Origin of the sequence: Pseudomonas wuhanensis, from assembly GCF_030687395.1 — a bacterium.
Lineage (GTDB): Bacteria > Pseudomonadota > Gammaproteobacteria > Pseudomonadales > Pseudomonadaceae > Aquipseudomonas > Aquipseudomonas wuhanensis.
The window spans coordinates 2,592,217-2,613,670 of the sequence record NZ_CP117430.1; the positions used below are offsets into that span (position 1 = coordinate 2,592,217).

The following is a 21,454-nucleotide window of genomic DNA, read 5'->3' on the forward strand; positions in this document are numbered from 1 at the left end:
GCAAGAACATGCTGACCCGAGCCATTCCTTCCAGCAACGAGCCGTTACCCATGGTCGGGTTGGGCACCTATCGCGGCTTTGATGTCGCGCCTTCCGACGATGCCTACAAGCAGTTACCCGCTGTGCTCAGAGCGTTGTTCGAGAAGGGCGGGACGGTAATCGACAGCTCGCCCATGTACGGTCGCGCCGAGCAGACGACCGGCGAATTGCTGTCGATTCATCGGCCTCGTTCGCCTGCGTTTCTGGCCACCAAAGTCTGGACCCAGGGTCGCGAAGAAGGCATCGCGCAGATGGAGCAGTCGTTCAAGCTGTTGCAGACCGACCGCATCGATCTGATGCAGATTCACAACCTGCTGGACTGGAAAACCCACCTGCCCACCCTGCGCCAATGGAAGGCGGAAGGGCGCATCCGCTACATCGGCATCACCCATTACACGGCGTCGGCCTACGACGAAGTGGAAGCCGTGTTGAAAGCCGAGCCGCTGGACTTTTTGCAGATCAACTATGCCCTGGACGACCGCGGCGTCGAGAAACGAATCCTGCCCCTGTGTCGCGAACGTGGCGTAGCGGTGATCTGCAATCGGCCTTTCGGCGGCGGTGGCTTGCTTGCTCGATTGAAAGGCAAACCGCTGCCGGGATGGGCCGCGCAAGTGGGGGTCAATAGCTGGGCGCAACTGGCGCTCAAGTTCCTGCTGGCTCATCCGGCGGTGACTTGCGTCATCCCCGGCACCAGCAACCCGCGCTACATGGCGGAAAATGCCGGTGCCGGTTTCGGCCCGATGCTCACGGATGCGCAGCGTCAACAGCTGATGGCTCTGATGGGTTAGTCGTGTTGGCGGGGCGACTAATGATAGTGAGTAAAGCCACAATCCCTGTGGGAGCGGGCTTAACTGACTGACATTCCAGCGGTCGGCAATGCGTCGGCTGTCTCCAGCGGTATCTCCAGGGTGAAAACCGCCCCGTGACCCGGTCCATCGCTATGGACGCGAAGATGCCCGTTCATCTCTACCGCCGCGAGCGCGCAACTGTGCAGGCCAAAACCATGACCTTCCTTGCGGGTGGTGAAGCCGTGATTAAAGATGCGGGTCAAGTTCTCGGCAGCGATTCCTTCGCCCTGATCCTCTACGCTGAGGCGCAGCGTTGCGTTATCGATAATCTTGACGCCCAGCGTCATATGACGCTGACGGTCGCTGACCTTGGACATTGCATATTTGGCATTGCTGATCAGGTTGATCAGGATTAACAGCAGTCGGTGTTTGTCGCCAATGATCGTCGGCGTGTCCTGGTAGTCCTTGGTGACGACGACATGGTGCCGACTCAACGCGCCGGAATTCATGCGTAACGCATCCTCGAACAGATCAACGATGTTCAACGGCTCGACCAATCTGGCGGCGCCGGCATAGGCCTGTTGCGTGGACACGATGTCCTTGATGTGATCGATGCTTTTGGTGAGTTGCGACAGTTCGTCAACGATGCTCGATTGCTCGGCCGCGATGGAGTCGACCAATTGATTGAGGTAAAGGGGTAGCAATTTTCCTTTTTCGTCGAGCGTGATGAACTGCCCCAGGTCTTCGGCATGCTCGTTCATCATGTTCACCGCTTTACCCAAGCCAAGGGTTTTGCTGGCCGCCAATTTGCGGGTGATCAAGTCTGCCGAGACGTTAACGCTGTTCAGCACATTGCCGACGTTGTGCAACACATTGGTCGCGATCTCCGCCATGCCGGCCATCCGCGCGGCTTCGACCAGTTCGCGCTCGGCTTCCAGCAGTTCGTGGGTGCGTTCTTCTACGCGTTGTTCCAGCCGTTCGTTTGCCGTTTGCAACTCATTGTTCATCTTGTTGATCAGGGCATAACTGCGTATCAGGCGGGCGGCCAGATACAACAGCAGCAGCGCCATAATGCCGGCGCATATTCCCAGGTAAAGATGATATTGGCGGTCTGTCGCGCCTGTGCGCCGTTGTTTCTCGTTCAATAATTCGTTGATGCCGTCCAACTGCCGTCCGACCGGAATCACACTGATGCGCTCAACCAGGTCATTGACGATGGGCTGCTCTCGCACAATGGCATTCACAGCGTCTAGAAAGGCAGTAAAAGGCGGGCGCCGTTCAGGCGGTAGTTGACTGATGTATTCATTCAGGTATTTCAGGTGCCCGGAGATTTCCTCAGCCCTTTCGGTGGTGACATAGAGGGAGTATTCAAGGGTGTCCAAGGTAAGATCGAACACCACTGAGGCCGCCCGAGCGTCCACCAACGGGCGTTTGTCATTGGTGTCTTCCAGCAACACCCGAATCGCATCTTCCAGCGCAGGCAGAGCCTCGAATGCTGTTCGCAAGGCCATGTTGTGTTGTTTGAATTGCTCAACCAGCCGGGTTTTGTTTTCTACCGCCTCCAGATACCCCTGGCGTCGGGTGTGCCAAAGGGTCGACAGCGGGCCGACCGCGTTGAGGCTATCGAGTTGCGCCCAGCGCTCTTCCGCTTCAGGAGGTGCCACCAGCAGCAGGTTGTTGTTCATGCCGATTTTGGCCCGCAGGAGCTTCACGCTCCAGTTGGCATCGTACTGCTTGAGTTGACGCACGAAGTCGCGCGACTCGAAGTAGGCCGATGTGTCGTACGAGTAGGATTTGATCAGCAAAAATATCAGTACGCTGAAGAGGGTCAGTGCAATGGCGGCTAAGGCAGACCATTTGTAATGATTAGAAATCTGCATGGCGGCATTCCTCCCTGATACAGGTTGTCCTGAGAGAGAGAGGCTGCCAATGGTCAATTAATTCCATTTTTTGCGCTCCCTGCAAAATGACGAGTCATCGCCACGTCATCCGTAAGCCTAGCGTTGTTGGCGAACGGTGCCGGAAACAACACCGCACGGCTGGGTCGAGCGTCAGGGGACGAGCACGATCGCCCCCTTGACCTGACCGGCCCTCAGGCTTGCCAGCGCCTGATTGGCATCGTCCAGGGCAAAACAAGTGACGTCGCTGTGCACGGGCGTATGGTGCAGCTCTGCAAAAAACGCGGTGCCGTCTTCGCGGGTCAGGTTCGCCACCGAGCGGACGCTGCGTTCGCCCCACAGCAGTCGATAGGGGAAGCCGGGGATGTCGCTCATGTGGATGCCCGCGCAAATCACACAGCCGCCCTTGACGGTGGCTTCCAGCGCCAACGGCACTAGCGCACCGACGGGGGCGAAAATCAGGCTGGCGTCGAGCGGGTGCGGCGGTGGCTGATCCGAAGGGCCTGCCCACACGGCTCCCAGAGTCCGGGCATAGGCCTGGCCCTCGCTGTCGCCCAGTCGAGTGAAGGCGTACACCTGTTGCCCTCGGCCCCGCGCCACCTGAATCGCCAGATGCGCTGCCGCGCCGAAGCCATAGAGGCCCAGGTGACGCGCGCCTTTGGCCATTTGCAAGGCGCGAAAACCGATCAGCCCGGCACACAGCAGTGGTGCGGCTTCGGTGGCCGAGAGCGCGTCCGGGAGGGGGAAACAGAAGCGCGCGTCGGCAACTGTGTAGTCGGCATAACCGCCATCCAGATGACAGCCGGTGAACTGTGCCCGGTCGCAGAGGTTTTCCCGGCCCGAGCAGCAGAACGTGCACTCACCGCAGGTCCAACCGAGCCAGGGAACCCCGACGCGCTTGCCAACCCAGTCGGACGCGACGTCGGCACCTGCCGCGCTCACTTCACCGACGATTTCATGGCCCGGCACCCGCGGAAGCACTGCTTGCGGCAATTCACCGTCCACCAAATGCAGGTCGGTGCGGCACACGCCGCAGGCCAACACCTTGATCAACAGTTGCTGCGCGCCAGGCCGCGGCACGGGGCGTTCTTCCCGTTGCAGCGGCTGGCCGGGGGCATGCAGAACCATGGCGCGCATGACTAATCTCCAAAACCGATGCACCGCAAGGCGTCAGAGGGGCGGCTCCCGGTGGCAGCCGGCGACCAGTTGCTTGAGTCCGTCCAGATTCAGTACTTTGACGTTGCGCCCGGAAATCTCGACCAGTTCCGAGTCCCGCAGATGAGCGATGCCCCGACAGATGGTTTCCAGGCGCAGACCCAGATAGGAGCCGATCTCTTCGCGACGCATCTTCAGTACAAAGTTTCGGGACGAGTACCCCCGAATGCTCAACCGTTGCGACAGGTTCAGCAGGAAGGCCGCCAAGCGTTCATCGGAGTTCATGTTGCCCATCATCATCAGCAGGTTGTGCTCACGCACGATTTCCCGGCTCAAGATCTTGTTCATGTTGTGTTGCAACGAGGGCAGCTCCAGAGCGAGCTTCTCCAGTTGGGCGAAGTTGAAGGGGCAAACTTCGCTGTCCTCCAGGGCAAAGGCACTGCAGGTGTGCCGATCGTCGCTGATGGCGTCCAGGCCGAGCATCTCGCCGGGTATCTGAAACCCGGTGACCTGTTCACGACCGTCGACCGACAGCATGCTGGTCTTGAATGAACCGATCCGTACCGCATAGAGCGAGCGCAATGGATCCCCGGCCCGGTACAGGGCGGCGCCTTTTTTAACCTTTACACGCTGAATGATCAGGGTATCCAGCCGTTCGACTTCGTGGCTGGTCAGGCCAATCGGCAGACACAACTCCAGAACGCTGCAATTGGCACACGCGGCTTTCAGATAATGATGTTGATACGGCCGGGTTTCAGGCATCGCAAAAATTCCCCCTGACAGGAGCTTAGAGCATAGTTCGGATCGCCATTTCAATCAGGTGTTTAACCAGGCTCAATAGACGAGCGGGAAAAGGCGTGTCCCCGTTCATCCGGGGGCGGACCGCGCAAGGCTTGATGTAAATCAAGTCTTGTGCGGTGCAGACACCCAGAATCGACGCATGTCTTGCGGTTTACCCCAGGCCCTGGTGGAGGACGTCATGAGCGATTTTCTGAGTGCCGAGCAACTGGAAGGGCTGGATGCCTACTGGCGGGCGTCCAATTACCTGGCGGTCGGGCAGATCTACCTCAAGGACAACCCGCTGATGAAGGCGCCGCTGACGCTGGCGCATGTAAAGCCACGGTTACTGGGACACTGGGGCACGACGCCAGGGTTGAACCTGATCTATACGCACCTCAATCGCCTGATCACAACCCACGACCTGAACATGATCTTCATCGCCGGCCCCGGGCATGGCGGGCCGGCCGTCGTGGCGCAGACCTACCTGGAAGGCACGTACACCGAGTTCAACCCGTCGGTGGGGCGCAATACCAATGGCCTGGCCCGACTGTTTCGGCAGTTCTCCTGGCCTTATGGCATTTCCAGCCATGTGTCGGCACAGATTCCGGGGTCGATCCATGAAGGCGGCGAGCTGGGCTACAGCCTGGCCCATGCCTATGGCGCCGCGTTCGACAACCCGGACCTGATCGTGGCGTGTGTGATTGGCGACGGCGAGGCGGAAACCGGGACGCTGGCGGCCAGCTGGCATTCCAACAAATTCCTCAACCCGGCACGTGACGGGGCTGTGCTGCCGATTCTGCATTTGAACGGGTACAAAATCGCCAACCCGACGGTGCTCTCCAGCATCAGCGAGGAGGAGTTGTCGGCGTTGATGTACGGCTATGGCTACGATCCGTATTTCGTCGAAGGCGATGACCCGACAGAGGTTCATCAAACCCTGGCCAGAACGCTGGACACCATCGTGCAGGATATTCACGACATTCAGCGGGGCGCGCGTCAACGATCGTCGGCCCGGGCAGTGGAGCGACCCCTGTGGCCAATGCTGATCTTGCGCACGCCCAAGGGCTGGACGGGGCCGACATTCGTCGATGGCCAGCGGGTCGAAGGCACCTGGCGGGCGCATCAAGTGCCCTTGGCCGACTTCCAGCAGCCGCAGCATTTGCGGCAACTGGAGGAATGGCTCAGCAGCTACCGCCCCGACGAATTGTTTGATGCCAATGGCACCCTGTTACCCGAGATCGCGGCGTTGGCGCCCACCGGCCATCGGCGAATGAGCGCCAACCCCCACGCCAACGGCGGGCTGCTGTTGCGCGCACTGGATTTGCCACGGTTCACCCAGTATGCGGTGAACGTCGAGGCGCCCGGTGGCCTGCGGGCAGAGGCCACGCGGGTGCTGGGCCGGTTTTTGCGCGACGTGATGAAATGCAATCTGACGTCGAGCAATTTTCGCCTGTTCGGCCCGGACGAAACCGCCTCAAACAGGCTGGATGCGGTGTATGAAGTCAGTGCCAAGGTGTGGATGGAGCCGCTGGGGCCTGATGATGTCAATCTGTCGACCGATGGCCGGGTCATGGAGATCCTGAGCGAACAGGTGTGCGAAGGCTGGCTCGAAGGTTATTTGCTGACCGGCCGCCATGGTGTGTTTTCCTGTTATGAGGCGTTCATCCACATCGTCGATTCGATGTTCAACCAGCACGCCAAATTGCTGAAAACCGCCGCCGACGTGCCATGGCGCAAACCCGTGGCCTCGCTCAACTATGTGCTGACCTCCCATGTCTGGCGCCAGGACCATAACGGCTTCTCCCACCAGGACCCGGGGTTCATCGATCTGGTGGCGAACAAAACGGCGGACGTGGTTCGGATCTACCTGCCCCCCGATGCCAATTGCCTGCTGTCAGTGGCCGATCACTGCCTCAGGAGCCGCAACTACATCAACGTGATCGTGGCCGGCAAGCAACCGGAGTGGCAGTGGCTGGACATCGATGCCGCCATTCGTCATTGCCAGGCCGGTATCGGACGCTGGGACTGGGCCTGCCGGGATGACAGCGATCCGGACGTGGTGATGGCCTGTGCCGGCGACGTCCCGACCCTGGAAACCCTGGCTGCGGTCACTTTGCTGCGCGACTACGTGCCGGATCTGCGGGTGCGGGTGGTCAATGTCGTCGACCTGATGGTGCTGCAGCCGTCGTACCACCATCCCCACGGTTTGCCCGACAGCGCTTTCGATGAGTTGTTTACCGTCGACCGGCCGGTGATCTTTGCCTTCCACGGCTACCCCGCGCTGATTCACCGGCTGCTGTACAAGCGCACCAATCATGAAAACTTCCATGTTCGCGGCTTCAAGGACGAGGGGGCGACCACCACACCGTTCGACATGGCAGTGCTCAATAACCTGGATCGGTATCAGTTGGCCCTGGATGTCATTGAGCGCGTGCCCCGGCTGCACGATCAACTCCAGACTGCCCGGGCGCGCTACTGGGCGACGATGGAGAAACACAAGCTTTACCTCATCGAACACGGGCAGGACATGCCCGAAGTGATGCAGTGGCAATGGACGCCTGCGCCGGGCAATCAGGGCTGATGGGCGGCGCCGGGCGTTACTTGCTCTTCCAGTACTTCTGCATCTCCAGAAACAGAAATGAGGCGGTCCAGGAAATCAGCACCAGCCCCGTCAGTGCCTCCAGTCCGGTCAGGTACTTGAGGTTACCCATGGGTGAAATGTCGCCGAAACCGATGGTGGTGAACGTGGTGAAGGAAAAGTACACGCAGTCCATGAACGAGCCATCGAAATTGCCGCTCAGGCTGCCCCATTCACCGGAGCGGATCAGCAGGTAATAGACCAGCGCGAAACACCAGACTTCTACCGCGTGAGCCACCATCGCGCCGAATACCCCGACGACGATCCGAAAGCGGCTCCAGAGTTTGAGCCTGGGCAGCCAATCGTTCAGGCGCAGCAGGCATTCGTAGTGGATCACTACCGTGATGACCACCACCAACGTGTTGATTAGCGTGACTGCAAACATGATGGGCCTTCAGCGATGGGGGCAGGGAGCCGTATCCGGGCGATTGATCGGTGCGTCACGGTGCTGGTAATGCCGGGGTGGGCTTGAACGGCATCAGCGGCGGGAACTCCTCGGGCGTGAGGGTTTCCTTTTCCAGCAACAGGCGGGCACCTTCGTCCAGGTCGGCCCGACGACTCTGGAGCAGCGCCTTGGCCCGTTGGTAGGCTTCATCCAGCAGGGCGCGAATACCCAGGTCGATTTCCCGAGCGGTCTGTTCCGAGTAATCCTTTTCGCCCATCGTGGCCATGCGATCTCCCAGGTACGTTGGGGTTTGCTTCTCCAGCACCGACTGGCCGAGTTCGGGGCTCATGCCGAAGCGGGTGATCAGTTGCCGGGCGATATCGGTCGCACGGCCCAGATCGTCGGCGGCCCCGGTGGAGATTTGGCCGTAGACAAGGTCCTCGGCGGCGCGTCCGGCCATCAGTACGACAATCCGGTCCTTGAGCGTCTGGCAACTGATCAGAAAGTGATCCTCGGTCGGTCGCTGCAAGGTATAGCCCAGCGAACCGATGGCCCGGGGCACGATCGAGACTTTATGCACCGGGTCCATGGCCGGCAGGCTGCTGGCGGCCAGGGCATGTCCCATCTCGTGATAGGCCACCACCCGGCGTTCATCGGGATCGAGCAGGTTGCTCTTGCGTTCGAGCCCCGCGATCAGGCGTTCTACGGCGGCCGTGAAGTCATTCAGGTTGACGGCATCGGCGCCACGGCGGGTGGCGACGATGGCTGCTTCGTTCACCAGGTTGGCCAGGTCGGCGCCGGTGAAACCGGTGGTGATTTCGGCGATACGTGCGCCATCGAGCCCGGGTTCCACGGTGATTTTCTTGAGGTGAACCTTGAGGATCGCTTCCCGGCCTCTGCGATCGGGGCGGTCGATCAGAATCTGCCGGTCGAAGCGCCCGGCGCGCAATAGCGCCGGATCAAGGACCTCCGGCCGGTTGGTCGCGGCCAGCAACACCACGCCCTCACGGGGGTCGAAACCGTCCAGCTCGGCCAGTAACTGGTTGAGGGTCTGTTCTTTTTCGTCATTGCCGCCTAACACGCCGACGCCACGCATCTTGCCCAGCGCGTCGAGTTCATCGATGAAAATGATGCAGGGTGATGCCTGGCGTGCCTGTTCGAACAGGTCGCGGACCCGGGCCGCACCGACCCCGACGAACATCTCGACAAATTCGGACCCCGAAATCGAGAAAAACGGCACTCCGGCTTCACCGGCGATGGCTTTGGCCACCAGGGTCTTGCCGGTGCCTGGCGGGCCGACCAGCAAGGTGCCCTTGGGAATGTGCGCGCCCAGGCGTGCATATCGAGCTTTGTCCTTGAGGAACGAAACGATTTCCACCAGCTCGGCCTTGGCTTCGTCGATGCCCGCGACATCGGCGAAGGTCACTCCGGTATCGCGTTCGACAAACACTTTGGCCCGGGATTTGCCGACATTCATCAGCCCGCCTAGGCCCTTGTCCGCCATCCCGCGAAACAGGAAATGCCAGAACACCATGATCAGCATGAACGGCAACAACCAGCCCAACAGGCCGCTCATAAAGGTATTTTGGTTGGTGCCAGTAAAACCGACCCCCGATTGGGAGAGTTCGGTCGCCAGCCCCGGATCGACCCGCACCGTGGAGAACCGTTCGCGTCCGTCGATGGGCTCCACCAATTTGCCGCTGATCCGGTCCTTGTCGATCTGCAAATCACTGACTTTTTGCTCGTTCAACAATTGCATGAACTGGCTGTAGGGGAGGGGCTGCACGGCCTGGCGCTCGACAAAGAAAACCTGCATGAGGCCCATGACGATAAACGCGATCGCCAAGTAAGACAGGTTCCACTGGTCGTTCTTTTTCATGGCCTAGGCTCAGAGTGGGAACGCGTATCGGTAAGCCAACGGCCAACCCGTTTAATAAAGATAGCCTGCTTCAGCTTCTCCCTCGCGCAGGGCGCTGGATGATGTACACAGATCACCTCACTGATGTCGGTCATTCAGGAAACGGTGGCTGGGCAGGTGATTCCTTTTCCGGAATATCCGTCATGGTCGCCTCGGTGAGCAGCAAGATACTGGCGACCGACACGGCATTTTCCAGGGCAATGCGCACCACCTTGGTCGGGTCGATGATGCCGGCTTCGTACATGTCCACATAACTATTGGCCGCTGCATCGAAGCCCACGTTGCCCGGTTCGGCGAGCATGCGGGCAATGACCACGCCGGCATCCACCGCCGAGTTTTCAGCGATGAACCGGGCCGGTGCTTCCAAAGCCCGACGCAGAATCTGCAGGCCGGTTTTGACATCGCCCTCATGGCTGGCTTCCTCGGCGGCGATCATCGGCACAGCCTTGAGCAGCGCCAGGCCGCCGCCTGGAACAATGCCTTCGGCGATCGCCGCCCGGGTCGCGGAAATCGCATCGTCGAGTGCATCCTTGCGCGCTTTCATTTCAGCTTCGGAAGGTGCGCCGACGCGAATCACCGCCACCCCGCCAGACAGCCTGGCCAGGCGTTCTTGAAGCTTTTCGCGGTCGTAATCGCTGGTGGTGTTGTCCATTTGCACGCGGATCTGTTGCAGGCGCGCCTCGATAGCCTCGCGTGTACCTGCGCCGCCAATCAGCGCGGTGCTGTCTTTTTGCACCACGACTCGATGAGCCCGCCCCAATTGGCTCAACTCCACCTGTTCGAGGTTGATGCCCAGCTCACTGGAGATCACGGTTGCGCCGGTCAGAACGGCAATGTCCTGAAGCATTTCCTTGCGTCGATCACCGAAGCCCGGCGCCTTGATCGCCACCGCGCGCAATACCCCCCGAATCTGGTTGACCACCAACGTGGTCAACGCTTCACCCTCGATGTCGTCGGCGATCAGGACCAGTGGCTGGCCGCTTTTGGCAATCAGTTCCAGCAATGGCAGCAGGTCTTTGAGCACGCCGATCTTATGGTCACAGAGCAGCAGGTAGGCATCGTCGAGTTCGGCCTGCATCTTCTCGGTATCGGTCACGAAGTAAGGCGAGACATATCCACGGTCCAGGCGCATCCCTTCCATGACCTCGACCACTGTTTCGGTGGTCTTGGACTCTTCGACACTGACCACACCTTCAATGCCGACCTTTTCCAGAGCGTCGGCCACCAGTTGACCGATGACCGCGTCGTTATGGGCCGAAAGCGTGGCCACCTGGGCCTTTTCCTTGGGCGTGCTGACCGGGCGCGATTGCGCCAGCAGCGATTGCATGACCAGAGAAAATCCCAGGTCCATGCCGCGTTTGAGGTCGATCGCACTGGCACCGGCGACGACATTGCGGATGCCGTCGGCCAGCATTGCATGGGCCAAAACCGTTGAAGTGCTGGTGCCGTCCCCGACGGCCTCACCGGTGCGTTCCGCTGCCTGACGCAGCATTTGCGCACCCAGATTCTCCTCGGGGTCCAGCAGGTCGATGCGTTTGGCTATTGTCACGCCATCGTTGCAGACCGTCGGATTGCCCCATTTATTCTGGATCAACACCGATTTCGATTTCGGTCCCAGGGTCACCCGGACAGCATCCGCCAATTGTGTGGCTCCGCTAAGGATTTTCTCGCGAGCGCCAGCACGAAACAGGATTTTAGTGTGAGCCATCAGGTTGTTCTCCTGAAGAGTTCTGCATCGTTTCAGCTTCTATGAAATGGCACGTGCAGCGTTGATTTTTATCAACAAAGCCACACTATCGCCGCGCCCCATTCGGATACCGGCAGGCATGCGGGCGCAGTACGTACCGTTCGGATGATCGACCGTCGGTTGTTGGCCCCAATTGACAAAAATCAACCTGCGCCGCAGCAAACCGAGCCCAAATGAAATCTTCAAATCCACCGTGTTTTCAGCGGGCCTGACTGGAAGGGGGGCGATTTGAAAACACGGTTTCGCGTGGGATTTTTAGCTAACTCGTTTGCGAGGAAAGACCATGGACAAGTTTCAGCAGAGTCAGAAAAACCAGCTGTTCAAAACACCGGCCCATGATCCTTATTGCTTGCCGAAAATCGAAGGCTCTGCCGTCTGCCCGCAGTGTGGGGCCGCTTACCAGGCAGGTAACTGGACCTGGAAAATTCCTGAAAATACGGTGGTTCATGATGCGCAAACAGTGACCTGCCCAGCCTGTCAGCGCACCAATGACAACAAGCCGGCGGGTACGCTCACGCTATCGGGCAGCTTCTTGCCCGCGCATCGAAACGAAATCATCAACCTGATCGAGAACACCGAGAAAAACGAAAAAGCGGAGCATGCGCTGGAGCGCATCATCAGCCTGACCGATTCCGAGGGTGCACTGGTTGTAACCACCACTGGCATCCATCTCGCGAACCGCCTGGGCCATGCACTGAAAGCGGCTTTCAAAGGGCACGCCGATTATCAGTACAGCGATGACGAATTCGGGGTAAGCATCGACTGGATGCGTGACGAGTAGAACCGGGCGAGGGTGTACTCGACGCTGCAAATGTGAAGAAACGACAGGAGGTCAGGATCGATTACAGGTACTTCCGGGAGGAGTACGACCATGATCGTCAATGATTCAACGACTCAATCTGCCGCCTGTTCTGAATCAATCAATCGTTGTGCGGCACTCTTTGCTGAAGCCGACCGGCTGAGCAAGCAAGCCTATGCGTTGTTGAACGAGCCTGTTTCGACTCAGACGATACAGCGATTTTCTGCAGCGAAAAAACTGGCGGATGACAAATACCGTCAAGCCCGAAAGGAATGGTTGAAAACCATCAACAAGAGCGGCGGCGGTATTTGATTTATATCAACGCCAAAGCGATTCCAACGGAGGAGTCTGGGTTGACGCTGGTGCCTGATCCAGCGGGGGCGCAACGACCGCGCCCTCGCAACAGGCCATGTCGCGTTAAAGCCCACCTGCCTGGAGTCAGATCATGAGCCAGTATCAACGGTTGTTATTGATCATCAACCCGGCCCTGCGCCACTCTCCTGCAATACAACATGCGGCGGCCCTGGCCAAGGCCAGCGGGGCACGCTTGCATATCGCTGCCTTGATAAAGTCGTTGGATATTCTGTCGCTGCTTGAAGAGGGCGTGCGGGAAACGGCGCGGGAGACCTACCTGCAAGACCATCGCGACTGGTTGGCGTATCAGGCAAAAAATATCCGTGGTCGGGGGATCGAAGTGACGGCGGAGGTGGCCTGGGCCGATGACCTGCAGCAGGACATTCTGGATCACGTCACGGAAATGCAGCCCGACCTGTTGATCAAGGAGGTTCAGCATGAATCGGCGCTCAAGCGCGCGTTCTTCACCCCGCTGGATTGGCACTTGCTGCGCCACTGTCCGGTGCCGGTCTATCTGATAGGCGGCAGTGGTCACACCTTGCCGCACAAGATCGTGGCCGCGGTTGACGCGTCGGGTACCGACTCCGATAGCGAGCTGAATGACCGGATCATCCAGCAGGCCAATGGCCTGGCGCTGCAGTGCAATGCCGAGTTGCACCTGCTGTACGCCTGCGACACGACAGACTATCTGGGCGATATGGGCGGCGACGGTCTGACACTGTCGGACCTGACCAAGCAGTTGCGTAGGGAACTGGAAAAATCGTTCCTGGCGCTGGCCGGTCGGTACGGTGTGGCCTCTGACCGTCGGCATTTCATTCTGGGGCACCCGGTCTCGGCGCTGAGTGAGTTTGCCGACGAACATCAGGTGGACGTGATCGTGATGGGCAGAGTCCAGTCCCATGGCCTGAACAAACTGGTGGGCAGCACGACCGAACATATTCTGTATCAGGTGCCTTGCAGCGTCCTGGCGGTCTAGGGACGGCCCCGTTCACGGTTGATCACACCCTTGGGTGACGGGGTGTGATGAACAGCCGTTGAGGTGAAGCCCATGCATTTGCCGATGATCAAAAAGAAACTCACCAATTTGCCGACAAAGCCCAATTGGCTGGACAGCGAGCAAGCCCGCGCAGCCTTTTCATGGCAGGTGGAGGCGCTCGAATTGGCCGGGTTGCCGGGGGGCGGCATGAACCTCGCCTATGAGGCGGTGGATCGGCATGCGATGGGAGGGGCGCATGAACACACGGCGTTGCGCATTCTCGATCGCCATGGCGGGCACCGCGACATCAATTATGGGCAACTGAGCACGCTGACCAACCGATTTGCCAATGTGCTGAAAACATTGGGCGTAGCCCCCGGTGAACGCCTGTTTGTGCTCTGTGGCCAAGGGCTGGAACTGTATCTGGGCGTGCTCGGTGGCTTGAAGCACGGTTGCGTGGTTTCGCCGTTATTCTGCGCGTTCGGCCCTGAGCCCATCGAAACCCGGATGCGTCTTGGTGAAGGCAGCGTGTTGCTGACCAGCGAAACCCTTTATCGACGCAAGATTGCGGCTATTCGTGAGCATTTGCCGGCACTCAAGCATGTGCTGCTGTATGACGCCGAGGGTGGGGATACGAACGCTGTGGAAGGCACCCTCAGCGTGCACCCATTGCTGGCCAAAGCCGCTGACGATTTCGACATCGCCCGGACAACGGTCGACAGCCCCGCACTTTTACACTTCACCAGCGGCACGACCGGCACCCCCAAAGGTGTATTGCATGTACATGGCGCGGCACTGACGCACCGGGTCACCGCTAAATACGCCCTGGATTTACACCCTGAGGATATTTACTGGTGCAGCGCCGATCCGGGCTGGGTCACGGGGACTTCATACGGGATCTTCGCGCCGCTGCTGCTGGGCGTCACCAGCGTGGTCGAGGGCAACGAATTCGATGCCGAACGTTGGTACCGGATTCTCGAAGAGCAGCAGGTGACGGTCTGGTACACGGCACCAACGGCCATCCGCCTCCTGATGAAGGCCGGAGATGCGTTGGCGCGCAGCCATCGCTTCCCCAGTCTGCGCTTTATTGCCAGCGTCGGAGAGCCGCTCAATCCTGAGGCGGTCTGGTGGGGCAAAGAGGTGTTGGGGCTGCCGATCCATGACAATTGGTGGCAGACCGAAACGGGCGGAATCATGATTGCCAACACGGTCTCGATGGCGATTAAACCAGGCTCCATGGGCAAACCCTTGCCCGGTGTCGAGGCGGCCATTGTCGAGCGCAAGGCGGACGGTTCGCTGGTGTTTCTTGAGGAAAATGAAGTCGGTGAACTGGCTCTGAAACGGCCATGGCCCGCCATGTTCCGTACTTATCTGGGGCAAGAGGCGCGTTATCGACAGAGCTTTGTCGGTGAGTGGTACCTCAGTGGTGATCTGGTGCGGCGCGATGCCGATGGTTATTACTGGTTCGTTAGCCGTGGCGACGATGTCATCAAGTCGGCCGGGCACTTGATCGGCCCGTTCGAAGTTGAAAGCTCGCTCATGGAACATCCGGCGGTGGCCGAGGCAGCGGTGATTGGCAAACCCGACCCGCTGCTGGGTGAAACCGTGAAGGCCTTTATTTCGCTCAAGAGCGGTTTCACCGCCAGCCAGACCCTGCACGATGAGTTGCTGGGCCATGGACGCAAGCGCCTCGGTGCCGTGGTTGCGCCAAAGGAACTGGAGTTTGTGCAGGCACTTCCGCACACCCGTAGCGGAAAACTCATGCGACGTCTGCTCAAGGCCCGGGAGCTGGGTTTGCCTGAAGGTGATACTTCCAGCCTGGAGAACCCATCATGACTCTCCAATCGTTGCCCCGGGATATTGCGCTCGACTTGCTACGGGACATGGTGCGCATCCGCCGCCTTGAGGAGCGCGCCGGCGAGTTGTACGGGGAGGGCAAGATCCGTGGTTTCCTGCACTTGTACATCGGTGAAGAAGCGGTCGCCGTCGGCGTTTTGCATGCACTGGCAGCCGATGATGCGGTGGTCGCGACTTATCGCGAACATGGCCATGCCCTGATCAAGGGGGTGCCCATGAAGACGATCATGGCCGAGATGTACGGACGCCAGGAAGGCTGCTCGCGAGGGCGCGGCGGTTCAATGCACTTGTTTGATGCCGGCACACGCTTTTTTGGTGGCAATGCCATCGTGGCCGGTGGTTTGCCACTCACGGTCGGCCTGGCGCTGGCCGAACGTATGCAGGGTGGATCGCGTCTCTCTACATGCTTTTTTGGTGAAGGCGCGATGGCGGAGGGCGCCTTTCATGAGTCCATCAACCTGGCCGCCTTGTGGCAGGTGCCGATGCTGTTTTGCTGCGAGAACAATTTGTATGCCATGGGCACGGCCCTGGAGCGTTCGCAGTCGCAAACCGATTTGTGTACCAAAGCCTCGGCGTACAAGGTTGATGCCCGATCCGTCGATGGCATGGACGTGATCGCGGTATACGAGGCCGCTTGTGAGGCGGTTAAACATATCCGGGAGGGGCATGGGCCTTTTTTTCTGGAGTTTCGCACCTATCGATTTCGTGCCCACTCGATGTTCGACCCGCAGCTGTATCGTGACAAGGCTGAGGTGGAGCAATGGAAGGCGCGCGGACCGATTCATACCTACAGTGCACGGCTCAAGGCACAAGGCCTTTTGGACGAGCCCGGTTTTCTGGCGATCCTGGCCGAGGTAGACGCTGAAGTGGAGGCCGCCGTCGCTTATGCCGAAAGTGGGAGCCTGGAGCCGATTGAGGATTTGTCTCGCGATGTTTACACCCCAAGGTTGGTGTCATGAGCACTCGCATGACGTATCGCGAAGCGTTGCGCGAGGCCCTGCGCGATGCGCTACAGCGTGACCCTCGGGTATTTCTGATGGGCGAAGATGTCGGCCGTTACGGTGGCAGCTATGCCGTTTCCCTGGGGTTGCTTGAAGCGTTCGGCCCCGAGCGCATTCGAGACGCGCCGCTGTCCGAGTTAGGCTTCGTGGGGGCTGGTATCGGCGCGGCCTTGGGTGGCATGCGCCCGATTGTAGAAATCATGACCGTGAATTTCAGTCTGCTCGCCCTCGATCCTCTGATGAATACGGCTGCAGCCCTGAGGCACATGTCCGGTGGACAGTTCTCCGTTCCCCTGGTCGTGCGCATGGCGACAGGCGCCGGACGTCAGCTTGCCGCGCAACACTCCCACAGTCTGGAAGGCTGGTACGCGCATATTCCCGGGCTGAAAATTCTGGCTCCGGCGACCCTTGAAGACGCACGCGGCATGCTCTGGCCTGCGCTGCTGGATCCAGACCCGGTGCTGATTTTCGAACATGCCCAGCTCTACAACATGGAGGGCGATACAGGTAACTGGGAGACGCTGGACATCAGTACCGCCAATGTCCGCCGTGTCGGTAAGGACCTGACCCTGATTACGTACGGCGGCACACTCGGCAAGGCCCTGACAGCGGCTGAGCAACTGGCCGGGGAGGGCATTGATTGCGAAGTGATCGACCTGCGGGTTCTGCACCCTCTGGATGACCAGACAATCATGACCTCGGTGTGTAAAACACGCCGCGCCCTTGTCGTCGATGAAGGGTGGCGCAGCGGCAGTCTGGCCGCCGAGATCATCACGCGGATTATCGAACAGAGCTTTTTCGAGCTGGATGCTCCGCCGTCACGCGTGTGCAGCGCCGAGGTGCCGATACCTTACCCGCGGCATCTCGAAGAGGCTGCGTTGCCACAGGTGTCGACGATCGTCGCGGCCGCGCATGAGCTGTGCCAGGGGACGTCAGCGTGATGGCATCCACGTGTCGAACCCAAGGCCGGGAGGGTCAACCATGATCGAATTCAAATTGCCGTCTCTGGGGGCCGATATGGATGAAGGCACGTTGCTGGAATGGAAAATCCATCCGGGCGACGCGCTCAAGCCTGGTCAGGTGATTGCCGTGGTCGATACGGCCAAGGCCGCCATCGACGTAGAGTGCTGGCACGACGGCACGGTCCTGCAACTGCTGATCGACGTCGGCGCCAAGGTACCCGTGGGCACTCCCATCGCGCTGTTGCTGGAGCCCGGTGAAAGTGCGCAGACCGCGCGACGGATGCCGACCCCACCGGTGCTGACCGCAGAAGAAAACCTCTCCGATAGACGCCCGAGAATTTCTCCGGCTGCACGCAAGCGCGCTGCCGAGTTGGGGCTCAGTACCCGCCAATTGCAAGGCCATGGCCCCCACGGTGTGGTTACCCTGGAAGATGTCGAGGCTGCCGCCCGTGTGGCCCCGGAGCCTGACCATAACCAGGCCATGCGGCACACGATCGCAGCGGCCATGAGCCGTTCGAAACGCGAGATTCCCCATTATTACCTCAGTGAAACCATCGCCTTGGGTAAGGCCATGGCCTGGTTGCAGGCACACAATGCAAAAAGCACCTTACAGGAGCGCCTGTTGCCCAGTGCGTTGTTGCTCAAAGCGGTGGCGTTGGCCCTGCGCGACTATCCGCAGCTCAACGGTTCCTGGCGGAACAATGCCTTTGAACCCGCGCTCGATACTGACCTTGGGGTGGCAATCACCCTGCGCCAGGGTGGTCTGGTCGCCCCGGTTCTGCGTCATGTGGCGGACACAGCCTTGACCGATTTGATGAGTGGACTGGCCAGCTTGGTGGAGCGCGCCCGCAGCGGTTCTCTGCGCAGCTCCGAGCTTGGTGGCGCGGGCATAACGGTCACTCAACTCGGCGATCAGGGCGTAGACAGCGTACTGGGTGTGATCTATCCGCCGCAGGTCGCTCTGGTCGGCTTCGGTCGTATCTGCGAGCGCCCTTGGGTGAACGAAGGCCAGTTGTGCGTCATGCCCACCGTTGTCAGCAGCTTGTCTGCCGATCATCGGGTCAGCGATGGTCACTATGGCGCTCGCTTTCTGGGGGAAGTCCGTCGTTTGTTACAAACGCCAGAGAACCTTTGAGGTAAGCCTATGGACCCGCTATCGGTACGCAATCAGGTGTTGAGCGCCTTGAAGAGCGTCGCTCCTGAAGTCCAGCCTGAGCAGTTACACAGTGGCCGGTCGCTACGCGAGGAAGTTGATCTGGACTCAATGGACTGGCTTCGGCTCATCGAAGCCCTAAATCGGAGCCTGGGCATTGCCATTCCTGAAACCGATTACCAACACGTGGACACCCTGGACAAGCTTGTCGCCTATCTGTTGCAAAAGGGTGCACCCAGCGAGCAGGCACCTTGAAACACCTTGCTCAGTTGCGCCGTCAGTGGGCGGCGCCATGACGCAGCACTTCAATGCAAAACTCCATTTCGTAGGGGGGCACGTTGCATTCGACGATGTCATGGGCGGCAACTTGCAGGTGCACGCCGACAATATCGGCATGGATCGGCTGCTGGCAGACATGCCGGTCGACCAGTACTGCCGTGTAGACCCGACGAGCACCCAGTTGCGCCAGGTACGCGCAGGTGCGCAGGAGTGAGTGGCCTTCAAACAACACATCATCGACAACCAGCAGGGTGGTATTGGCAAGGTCCAGCGTGTTGAGAAGCGGGTTCTCGGTCAGTGCCGTGTGTGCATGCAACACCTTGAGGTCATCGGCATAGCGCTTGACCTTCAGGGGGTAGAGCGGCAGTTCTGGCTGGCCGGTCTGACGTGACAGGTGTTGTTGTAAACGCTGTGCCAGAGGCTCACCTCGGCGCTGGATGCCAATCAGTGCCGCTTGAGCGGGCGGCAACAGCGTTGCGGCCTGGCGCGCCATCGCCTGCAGCACTGAATCGAGTTCATCGCTGTCGTACAAGCGCAACCGCTGACTCGCAGGCAGAGTTGGCATGGCAGTCTCCCGTCGAAAGCCGATGGGTGAATCATAGCGTAAGGGCTGTGCAGGGCATGCGACTGCGAGGACCAACAACAAGGAGACTCAGGAGCGGAATCTGAACCAAGGATGATGCTTGATTCAGTGAGGACGCAACGGCTGCCCACGGATGTGATACGCACCGACAGGCGTGATCGCCCGGGGAGGTTTCAAGTGATTCAGCGGTCCTCATCACAAACCATCTTGCGCGACCGGGTTGATGCCGGTCGAAGACTGGTAGAACCGTTGCTCAAATACGCTCATCGCCTCGATGTCATCGTTCTCGCCTTACCCCGTGGCGGCGTTCCTGTGGCCTATGAAGTGGCCACAGCCTTGGCGGTTCGCCTTGACCTGATGCAGCGTGCGGCCCGACGTGTGGTGGTGGGGGCCTGTTTGATCACGACGCGATGGCCCAGGCACGGGAAGGTTCTGCCTGGCGCCCTCGCGACCACAAAAAAGCCCCCGGCTGGTTTCCCGGCAAGGGGCTTTGTGTCGCACGAAGGGCGATTCAGCTCGATTTGATCTGCACCTTTTTGTCCGCGTTCATGGCTTCGGGCTTCTTGGGCAGCGAAATGCTCAGCACGCCTTTGCTGAAATTCGCTTCGATCTTGTCGGCATCGACGCCTTTGGGCAGGCTGAATGCCCGCTGGAAGGAGCCATAGTGACGCTCTGACAGGTGATAGCCCTTACTTTTTTCTTCCTTGTCCTCTTTCTTTTCACCCTTGATGATCAGATTGCCGTTGGACACTGTGATGTCGATATTTTCTTGATCCATGCCAGGCAATTCAGCGGTGATTTCGAAGCTTTTATCTTTCTCGGTGATGTCTACCGCAGGCAGGCTGCGGCCGATAAATTCCCGACTCCAGAACGGTTCGACATCAAACAGCCCACGCCGGAAAGGCGTCAGCCCCGAGCCACGATTGAAGTCTTCGAACAGGTGATCAACCTGCTGGCGCAGTTTTTCCAGAGGGCGCCAAGGGTCTGTCGCTATCGGTTGCTGATCGGTTTTTTTGTCGTCGGTGTGCACCGGCATTTTCTTCTCGAAATTGGCCATTTCTCATTCCTCCTATCGAGTACTGCGGTGGGCCGGGAACATCTCGGAGGCCGGTCCACCACGACAGATTCAGGCCTTACCTTAAAAGGTTAGTATTCCTGTGGCCCCCTGGCCGACCAACAGTCGGTTTCTGCTGCGAGCCGTCTATTTCGAGAACTTGCGCGCACCCACCACGCAAAGGATCACCGCAACAGTCACACCCAACATGCCAAGGCTGACTTGCTCGTGCAGCAGCGTGGCCGCCAGCGCCAGGCCAAAAAACGGCTGTAGCAGCTGAAGCTGGCCGACGGCGGCAATCCCGCCCTGGGCCAGCCCGCGGTACCAGAACACGAAGCCGATAAACATGCTGAACAGCGAGACGTAAGCCAGGCTGAACCAGGCGGTGGGGGTAATTCCCGAGAGCGAAGGCGGGGCCAGGAACCAGGTCAGCGGGATCATGACAGGCAGCGACAGCACCAGAGCCCAGGAAATCACCTGCCAACCGCCCAGCGTCCTTGAAAGCTTTGCGCCTTCTGCATAGCCCAATCCGCAGGCGAGGATGGCCAGCAACATCAGAATGTCCCCCGCAGGAGAGGCGGTCAGGCCTTGGGAAACGGCAAACCCCACCACCAGCAGGCTTCCCAGCACCGAGAAAAACCAGAAAACCGGCCGGGGACGCTCGCCACCGCGCCAAACCCCGAACGCTGCCGTGGCCAGTGGCAACAGGCCGACGAAGACGATGGAATGCGCAGACGTCACATATTGCAGCGCCAGCGCAGTCAGCAGTGGAAACCCGAATACAACGCCCAGCGCCACGATTGCCAGGGAGAGAAGCTGACTCTTGGCCGGCCGTTTTTCCTTGAAAAGCAGCAGCATGCACAGCGCCAGAATGGCCGCGATGCTGGCCCGCGCAACGGTCAAAAAGACGGGATCAAATTCCAGAACGGCCACCCGTGTCGCGGGCAGCGAGCCGCTGAAAATGAGCACGCCGATGAACCCGTTGAGCCATCCGCTCGCGGTTTTTTCCGTGGTGTGCTGTTGCAGGTGCGATGTGCGTTCCATTGAGGTTCCCCTTCATGCAGGTTGCATGGGAGGCATCGTATGGA

The 21,454-nt window shown here is 59.6% G+C and carries 19 protein-coding genes and 1 pseudogene; 11 read left to right on the forward strand and 9 right to left on the reverse strand.

Features of this window, described 5'->3' with window-relative positions; genetic code table 11:
* The first annotated feature begins 8 nt into the window (after positions 1 to 8).
* Entirely contained in the window at positions 9 to 827 is an 819-nt protein-coding gene (locus PSH88_RS12060; RefSeq protein ID WP_305426385.1) for an aldo/keto reductase, read from the forward strand.
* 59 nt (positions 828 to 886) lie between these two features.
* Here the strand turns inward: PSH88_RS12060 and PSH88_RS12065 are convergent, their stop codons facing one another.
* From PSH88_RS12065 to PSH88_RS12075, 3 genes are all read right to left on the reverse strand, one after another.
* Positions 887 to 2,707, reverse strand: a complete 1,821-nt coding sequence (locus PSH88_RS12065) for a DAHL domain-containing protein (protein ID WP_305426386.1) — start codon at positions 2,705 to 2,707, stop codon at positions 887 to 889.
* Positions 2,708 to 2,878: 171 nt separating this feature from the next.
* Positions 2,879 to 3,862 (reverse strand): zinc-dependent alcohol dehydrogenase family protein, encoded by a 984-nt coding sequence (locus PSH88_RS12070; RefSeq protein WP_305426387.1) that lies wholly within the window; start codon positions 3,860 to 3,862, stop codon positions 2,879 to 2,881.
* 33 nt (positions 3,863 to 3,895) lie between these two features.
* Positions 3,896 to 4,642, reverse strand: a complete 747-nt coding sequence (locus PSH88_RS12075) for a cyclic nucleotide-binding domain-containing protein (protein WP_305426388.1) — start codon at positions 4,640 to 4,642, stop codon at positions 3,896 to 3,898.
* A gap of 217 nt (positions 4,643 to 4,859) precedes the next feature.
* On the opposite strand from PSH88_RS12075, the gene PSH88_RS12080 reads away from it, so the two are divergent.
* Positions 4,860 to 7,241, forward strand: a complete 2,382-nt coding sequence (locus tag PSH88_RS12080) for a phosphoketolase family protein (RefSeq protein WP_305426389.1) — start codon at positions 4,860 to 4,862, stop codon at positions 7,239 to 7,241.
* Positions 7,242 to 7,257: 16 nt separating this feature from the next.
* Here PSH88_RS12080 and PSH88_RS12085 read toward each other — a convergent pair whose 3' ends face one another.
* The 3 genes from PSH88_RS12085 to groL form a co-directional block, all read right to left on the reverse strand.
* Entirely contained in the window at positions 7,258 to 7,683 is a 426-nt protein-coding gene (locus tag PSH88_RS12085) for a potassium channel family protein (RefSeq protein ID WP_019649457.1), read from the reverse strand.
* Positions 7,684 to 7,738: 55 nt separating this feature from the next.
* Positions 7,739 to 9,562, reverse strand: a complete 1,824-nt coding sequence (ftsH, locus tag PSH88_RS12090; RefSeq protein WP_305426390.1) for an ATP-dependent zinc metalloprotease FtsH — start codon at positions 9,560 to 9,562, stop codon at positions 7,739 to 7,741.
* A gap of 130 nt (positions 9,563 to 9,692) precedes the next feature.
* A complete protein-coding gene (gene groL / locus PSH88_RS12095; protein WP_305426391.1) occupies positions 9,693 to 11,309 on the reverse strand; it encodes a chaperonin GroEL in 1,617 nt (538 codons plus the stop codon).
* 322 nt (positions 11,310 to 11,631) lie between these two features.
* Here groL and PSH88_RS12100 point away from each other — a divergent pair, with 322 nt between their 5' ends.
* The 8 genes from PSH88_RS12100 to PSH88_RS12135 all read left to right on the forward strand — a co-directional run bounded on the left by PSH88_RS12100 (position 11,632) and on the right by PSH88_RS12135 (position 18,705).
* Positions 11,632 to 12,129, forward strand: coding sequence for a BCAM0308 family protein (locus PSH88_RS12100; protein ID WP_305426392.1), 498 nt, complete (start codon positions 11,632 to 11,634; stop codon positions 12,127 to 12,129).
* 90 nt (positions 12,130 to 12,219) lie between these two features.
* Positions 12,220 to 12,459, forward strand: a complete 240-nt coding sequence (locus PSH88_RS12105; protein ID WP_305426393.1) for a hypothetical protein — start codon at positions 12,220 to 12,222, stop codon at positions 12,457 to 12,459.
* A 133-nt stretch (positions 12,460 to 12,592) separates the two neighbouring features.
* Positions 12,593 to 13,477 (forward strand): universal stress protein, encoded by an 885-nt coding sequence (locus tag PSH88_RS12110; protein ID WP_305426394.1) that lies wholly within the window; start codon positions 12,593 to 12,595, stop codon positions 13,475 to 13,477.
* Between the two features lie 72 nt (positions 13,478 to 13,549).
* On the forward strand, positions 13,550 to 15,313 hold the full coding sequence (gene acsA / locus PSH88_RS12115; RefSeq protein WP_305426395.1) for an acetate--CoA ligase: 1,764 nt from the start codon (positions 13,550 to 13,552) through the stop codon (positions 15,311 to 15,313).
* A complete protein-coding gene (pdhA, locus tag PSH88_RS12120) occupies positions 15,310 to 16,293 on the forward strand; it encodes a pyruvate dehydrogenase (acetyl-transferring) E1 component subunit alpha (RefSeq protein WP_305426396.1) in 984 nt (327 codons plus the stop codon). The genes acsA and pdhA overlap by 4 nt, the downstream gene beginning before the upstream one ends.
* Positions 16,290 to 17,276 carry an alpha-ketoacid dehydrogenase subunit beta gene (locus PSH88_RS12125; RefSeq protein ID WP_305426397.1) on the forward strand — a complete coding sequence of 329 codons (987 nt, stop codon included), beginning with the start codon at positions 16,290 to 16,292 and terminating at the stop codon, positions 17,274 to 17,276. The genes pdhA and PSH88_RS12125 overlap by 4 nt, the downstream gene beginning before the upstream one ends.
* Before the next feature lie 40 nt (positions 17,277 to 17,316).
* On the forward strand, positions 17,317 to 18,432 hold the full coding sequence (locus tag PSH88_RS12130; protein WP_305426398.1) for a dihydrolipoamide acetyltransferase family protein: 1,116 nt from the start codon (positions 17,317 to 17,319) through the stop codon (positions 18,430 to 18,432).
* Between the two features lie 9 nt (positions 18,433 to 18,441).
* Entirely contained in the window at positions 18,442 to 18,705 is a 264-nt protein-coding gene (locus PSH88_RS12135) for an acyl carrier protein (protein ID WP_305426399.1), read from the forward strand.
* Positions 18,706 to 18,727: 22 nt separating this feature from the next.
* Here PSH88_RS12135 and PSH88_RS12140 read toward each other — a convergent pair whose 3' ends face one another.
* Positions 18,728 to 19,294, reverse strand: coding sequence for a phosphoribosyltransferase family protein (locus tag PSH88_RS12140; protein WP_305426400.1), 567 nt, complete (start codon positions 19,292 to 19,294; stop codon positions 18,728 to 18,730).
* Positions 19,295 to 19,492: 198 nt separating this feature from the next.
* Here PSH88_RS12140 and PSH88_RS12145 point away from each other — a divergent pair.
* Positions 19,493 to 19,765 (forward strand): annotated as a pseudogene (locus PSH88_RS12145) (hypothetical protein); the annotation flags it as partial.
* Positions 19,766 to 19,823: 58 nt separating this feature from the next.
* On the opposite strand, the gene PSH88_RS12150 reads toward PSH88_RS12145, so the two are convergent.
* Together PSH88_RS12150 and PSH88_RS12155 are read right to left on the reverse strand one after the other, a co-directional pair.
* Positions 19,824 to 20,369 (reverse strand): Hsp20/alpha crystallin family protein, encoded by a 546-nt coding sequence (locus PSH88_RS12150; RefSeq protein WP_305426401.1) that lies wholly within the window; start codon positions 20,367 to 20,369, stop codon positions 19,824 to 19,826.
* Positions 20,370 to 20,513: 144 nt separating this feature from the next.
* On the reverse strand, positions 20,514 to 21,410 hold the full coding sequence (locus tag PSH88_RS12155) for a DMT family transporter (RefSeq protein WP_305426402.1): 897 nt from the start codon (positions 21,408 to 21,410) through the stop codon (positions 20,514 to 20,516).
* Between the last annotated feature and the right edge of the window lie 44 nt (positions 21,411 to 21,454).